The following is a 5,608-nucleotide window of genomic DNA, read 5'->3' on the forward strand; positions in this document are numbered from 1 at the left end:
TTTTATAATTGAGATAGTTTGTGCCGCTTAAATAAAGAGGTTTTGATAACCAAATTAAAGCAGCTCTAAAGAGTTTTGAGTTAAAAGTTAAACTTCAAGTTTTCATTCAGGACGAATGTACTGATTAACTAATTTTTTGGGGAAAATTAGTTAACCCATCATTATAACATATAATTAATTTGCAAGAGTTCTATTGAAAGAAATAAATTTTTTCTTCCTGGTGAAAAGGGTTCAGTACCTGAAATCATTGTAAACCATGATTGCCTTCATATTCTTGGGGATTATGGAACGACAGCAACAGAAGAGATTGAAGTCGCATCATTTCAGGCTGGCTGTACTTATGAAGCTCCTATTTATGGATTACTATTTGGCATTGCTCAATATCATTTAGATATTCAGGTTACTCCAGCCGCGCCTTCGCAAAAGCTTCAAGCAAATCCAGAAAAAATGATCGCTGCATTTGCCAGGGGCTGCCGGGTTAAAAAAGACATGTGGGCGGATTTTAAACCTTGGGATAACTTCGATAAACAAGTTGATGATTTAAGAACTGAGTTAGGAATTGGTCCTAAGTGAAATGAGTGGCGTTGCTGACTTTGGGTATGAATCATTGCATCTACATTTTTTAAAACTCAGGCTCAAACTGACTTTTTGATATATGCACTCATTAGCATTCATACCTTGATTAAGCAACGCCAAATGAGTGAACAAAAAGTTTGAGTGATTCTTGGAGCTGCAAGAGGAGAATCAAATACATTAAAGGCTTTACATAGCAATTTTTTAAGTAGTCGTGCAAAATTAATTTTCTAGTGAAGATAGGCAAGAGGCAAGAGGCAAGAGGTGGTTAGATATGTGTAATTAATTTTGCTTAGGTACTTATCAGTCGGAGGAAATTAAATGAATTTGCCGAAAGGTATCCCGAAACCAAATCAGCATTAAAAGAATGGTATCAAAAAATGAAGACAGGACAATTTCAGTCCATAGCAGAATTAAGAACCATGGCTCTCTTATTCTTTGTGTGATCTCGCGTAGCGAGCGCGTTGCGACCAGTTTAACTTACTATAGAAGCGATCAATCTTTGTGTCCTCTGTGTCTGGAGTGGTTCCTTCCACTCGGTCTCGCGTAGCGAGCGCGTTGCGACCGCCAGCAGGACTGTATCTTAGAATACATTTTACCCACCAAACCTAAGAGAGCCCCTAGAGTCCTATCTTGTGCGGGTGTGGGGTAAAATCGGTAGCGATAGGCCTTCTCCATGGCTCAGGTTCTAGCATATATCGTGCAAATGCGCTAGTATTTAAACTAAAGCCGTCCTAAAAAGACGGGGTTTGGAACTCAATTTTTCGATGACGACAATAATCGACGAGTTAAGGCAACAATGGCAAGATATCCTCTCTCAAACCGAGGATTCCTTAACCGATCGCCAACGGGAGACTATTATCAATTGGTTACTCGGGGAAGATAGCCAACGTTGGGAAACTTTCGACCAGAGAGATTTAGAAATCGCTAAACGGGGATTAGTCTATCTTTGGCAAATTCTGCGGCAACGCTATCTGAAAGTTAGTCCCACCCGCGCCTATCGTAACCTGATCGATCGTCTCGGTGCTTGTGTCACTCTCCGGCAAAAAATTCGCACTTGGGTTTCCTTAAGTCGCGATCGTCAGCAAGCGGTGGCCGATGTCTTGCAGGAAATTATTCAAGAAATGTTAAATAGCGATCGCTATCTGCAATCCCAGTTAGCATGGATCGCTCGTTGTACCAACGATCAAGCTACTCGCGATCAGCTGCTGTTAGCCACCCTGGAGGAATACGCCCTGCGTCCGATCCGCAATCAACCCCTGTTAGCCTATCGTTTTGTTAATTATCTCCGTCGTCAATCGAGAAACGGTATTACTAATGTGCCGCAGCAAGAAATAATCCGGATTCTCTCCGATGAAATTAGTGGCGATGAGGGGGAAAATAGCTTAAGTTTACTGGAGCAAAATGCGATCGCTACCTACGAAGATCAACGCACTCGCCAAGAAGCGCAAATTCTCCGGGCAAAAGTTCAAGAGAGTTTTGCTAGGTATCTAGAGGAAAATGTTAGTCGGGAGGCGGTGACTTGGTTTAACCTCTATCTAGGAGGCCAAAGCCAAGATGCGATCGCCTTGGCGATGAATATTCCCGTCCAACGGATTTATCGTCTCCGGGAAAAAGTTGGCTATCATGCGATTAAGGTTTTTGCCCTCAAGGAAGGGACAGAATTAATCAGTGAATGGTTACAAATCAGCCCGAAAGAGCATAATTTTGGCTTAACTCTCAGTCAATGGCAAAATTTCTATGCTGCCCTTTCTCCCACGGGTAAAAGCGTTATCGATGGCTTAAAAGCGGGTAAAACCCTTGAGGAAATCGCCGGCGAATTAAACTGTAAACGCACGCAAGTGGTCAAAGAATGGACGCAACTTTATCTAAGCGCCCAAAGTCTCAGGACAAAAACCTAATCAGTTATCAGTTATCAGTTATCAGTGATCAGTGATCAGTTATCAGTTATCAGTTATCAGTTATCAGTTATCACTTCACTGAGAAAACTCCCCACACCCCACACCCCACACCCCACACCCCACACCCCACACCCCACTTCCCCATCCCCCCACACCCCATCCCCCCACACCCCACTTCCCATCCCCTTTTTGATTTTTGACTTCAATAAATATGTGGATTATTAGCAAAAAAGTCGGGGTATTTACCCATTATTTAACCTCTACGGGGACATTTACCCCCAGCATCGACAAAGCCAGTAAATTTTCTGCTCGGGAAATGGCGGATATTATGGCTAAAAAATACGGGGGAATAGTCGAGGCAATGAAATAATTATGACCATTGGCATTTGGATTTTAGGTGATCAATTATGGACAGGACAAGCGGCCTTAGCTAATCGTCAAGCCTATGCACAGGAAACACCGGTTATTTTAATTGAATCCCACAATCATATTCGACAAAGACCCTATCATCAGCAAAAATTAGTTTTAATCTGGTCGGCGATGCGTCATTTTGCCGAAGAATTAAAAACTTTAGGATGGTCTGTTACCTACGAAGTTGCTGAAGATTTTGAGCCAATTTTATCTGCTTGGATTAAGCGATTAGGCATTAAAGAATTACAGATAATGATGCCTAATGATTTGCCTTTTCTTAGATTGATTAAAAATCTGGATTTAGACTGTGCTATAACCCTAATTGATAATAATCACTTTCTCTGGACAAGGACAGATTTTAATAATTGGGCTAAATCTCGTAAAAGACTATTGCTAGAGGATTTCTATCGAGAAAGTCGCAAAAAATGGCAGATTTTAATGGAGGATAATCAACCGATAGGAGGACAATGGAACTTTGATAAACAAAACCGCAAACCGCCCAAAGATGAATTAAAAACTGCTGCTCCTCTTTGGTTTGAACCTGATGAAATTACCCTTCAAGTTATCGCTGATGTGGAAGCTTTAGATATTTCTAAATATGGAAAAATTAAACCTTTTTACTGGGCTGTAACCCGCAGACAAGCTTTACAAGTCTTGGAGCATTTTGTTACTAATTGTCTGCCTAACTTTGGACCCTACCAAGATGCGATGATAACGGGAAAAGAAACCCTCTGGCATTCCCTATTATCTCCCTATCTTAATCTAGGATTACTAACGCCTTTGGAAGTGATTCAAGCGGCAGAAATTGCCTATAAAAAAGATAATTTAGCCCTAAATAGCATCGAAGGATTTATCCGTCAGGTGTTGGGATGGCGGGAATATATGCAGGGAATTTATCATTATCTGGGAGAAGATTACGCTAATCTCAATTGGTTTGAGCATCAACAACCCTTACCGGCTTTCTTTTGGGATAGTAACCAAACCGAGATGAATTGCCTCAAACAAGTATTATCACAGGTGGAAAATACTGGTTATGCCCATCATATTCAAAGATTAATGATTTTGAGCAATTTTGCCTTAATTTTTGGTTGCTCTCCCCAAGAGATTGAAAACTGGTTTCATAGTGTTTTTATCGATGCCTACGATTGGGTAATGCAGACTAATGTACTGGGAATGGGACAATTTGCCGACGGGGGAATTCTCGCCTCCAAACCCTACGCCGCCTCGGCCAACTATATTGATAAAATGAGTGATTATTGTCGGGGTTGTCTGTATAAAAAAAATGAACGAGTCGGGGAGTTTGCCTGTCCTTTTAACTTTCTTTACTGGGATTTTTTGGCACGACATCGAGAAAAATTAAAGTGCCAAGGTCGAGTTAATATGATTTTAGGTCATCTCGATCGAATGTCAGCAGCTGAACTTAATCAAATGCGCTGCCAGTCCAACCAATTACGAGCCAAGCTGTTGACTATCTAAATTATACTCCTTAAGCAAAGTTACCCAGCCAATTACATTTTATTGGCTTCTCTACTTTTGATCGCAATCGGGGATATTTTGCTGAAAATTAAGATTAATAACCAGAAAAACTGGCTCAATAGACAATCTCCTTGTTTACTTTATCACTAAAAAAACATGGCTAGAGGGGATCAAATATACGCTTATCGAGAATTGCTCAATCTTCAGGGTGTTTATGCCCATCATGGCATCGATTGCGGTGATGGTAGCGTCATTCATTACCGAAAACCGAGCGAGATTGTTGAACGAACTTCCCTAGAAACCTTTGCTAGGGGCGGTAAAATCTATGTGGTACGCCATGTAGAGGTGGGATTTTCCTTTATCCCCGATGTGGTGGTAGAAAGGGCGCTAAGTCGTCTGGGGGAGCAGAAATATAATCTTCTTTTTAACAACTGCGAACATTTTGCCACTTGGTGTAAGACTGGTATTAGCAAAAGTCAACAGATAGAAGAATTTATCCCGATTATTACCCATTTACAAGCGGTGGGACTCTACGAACCTCTGAAAAAATCCCTCATCGGAGCCGACCCCAACAATGCCCAAACCCTGTTACAAGGGGCTTTAAGCAATCTTAAGGTCAGTTGGGATGAAATTCAACCCCAGTATAAAAAAGCCATTCAAGAAGCAGAAACATGGAATCGAGTAGCGATCGAAGCTTTAAGCAGAAATCGCGATGATTTAGCCCGGGAAGCCCTGAAACGCAAGGTAGAAGCCAAAAAACAGGCAAAACGCCATCAGGAACAATTGGATCAAATAGCGGCCATGACCGAAAATGTTCTTAAAAGTCTGGTGATTGCTAACGGTTAGTCTGGATGTAAGTAGGGTTGGCTGAATAAATCTAAAAACCTTGTTGGATAAGGCTTTTAGACTTTTTTCCCTCAAAAAGTGCTGACCATTGGAGTGATCGGGGGTAAAATTCTGGGACTTTTTCCCTGAAAATTAGGTAACTGACTACCTCAAAATCGGTAAAACCCCACACCCCACACCCCCCCGATGTCGGGGGGGCAGGGGTAGGGCTGTTTCATTCTCCCATCAGAATATCAAAAGTAAAAGCGATCACTGTCAGGTAAAATGAGAAGTGAACGCGAACTTTTGAAACATATGTTGAGCTTAATAGAAAAACTGAAACAAGTCAAGGACTTTCGGAAAGATCAAGGAAAAAGACACCCTTTATGGATAGTATTAGTAGTAATAATACTGGGAACAAT

Annotated in this window: 5 protein-coding genes and 1 pseudogene; 5 read left to right on the forward strand and 1 reads right to left on the reverse strand. The window is 41.4% G+C overall.

Annotated features, from left to right (window positions below; translation table 11 throughout):
• Nucleotides 1-447 precede the first annotated feature (447 nt).
• Nucleotides 448-573 carry a hypothetical protein gene (locus tag H6F92_RS26630; protein WP_265795443.1) on the forward strand — a complete coding sequence of 42 codons (126 nt, stop codon included), beginning with the start codon at nucleotides 448-450 and terminating at the stop codon, nucleotides 571-573.
• A 627-nt stretch (nucleotides 574-1,200) separates the two neighbouring features.
• Here H6F92_RS26630 and H6F92_RS27145 read toward each other — a convergent pair.
• Nucleotides 1,201-1,251, reverse strand: a pseudogene (locus H6F92_RS27145) (helix-turn-helix domain-containing protein); the annotation flags it as partial.
• Between the two features lie 89 nt (nucleotides 1,252-1,340).
• Here H6F92_RS27145 and H6F92_RS23590 point away from each other — a divergent pair.
• The 4 genes from H6F92_RS23590 to H6F92_RS23605 all read left to right on the forward strand — a co-directional run bounded on the left by H6F92_RS23590 (nucleotide 1,341) and on the right by H6F92_RS23605 (nucleotide 5,207).
• The gene (locus H6F92_RS23590; RefSeq protein WP_190359723.1) at nucleotides 1,341-2,474 is read left to right on the forward strand and encodes a HetZ-related protein 2; all 1,134 of its coding nucleotides are present in this window, start codon (nucleotides 1,341-1,343) and stop codon (nucleotides 2,472-2,474) included.
• A gap of 211 nt (nucleotides 2,475-2,685) precedes the next feature.
• The gene (locus H6F92_RS23595; RefSeq protein WP_002750171.1) at nucleotides 2,686-2,844 is read left to right on the forward strand and encodes a hypothetical protein; all 159 of its coding nucleotides are present in this window, start codon (nucleotides 2,686-2,688) and stop codon (nucleotides 2,842-2,844) included.
• Between the two features lie 2 nt (nucleotides 2,845-2,846).
• Nucleotides 2,847-4,361, forward strand: coding sequence for a cryptochrome/photolyase family protein (locus H6F92_RS23600; RefSeq protein WP_190359724.1), 1,515 nt, complete (start codon nucleotides 2,847-2,849; stop codon nucleotides 4,359-4,361).
• Nucleotides 4,362-4,517: 156 nt separating this feature from the next.
• A complete protein-coding gene (locus tag H6F92_RS23605; RefSeq protein ID WP_190359725.1) occupies nucleotides 4,518-5,207 on the forward strand; it encodes a lecithin retinol acyltransferase family protein in 690 nt (229 codons plus the stop codon).
• Nucleotides 5,208-5,608: the final 401 nt, after the last annotated feature.

The sequence above is a fragment of the Microcystis wesenbergii FACHB-1317 genome (assembly GCF_014696875.1).
GTDB lineage: Bacteria > Cyanobacteriota > Cyanobacteriia > Cyanobacteriales > Microcystaceae > Microcystis > Microcystis wesenbergii_A.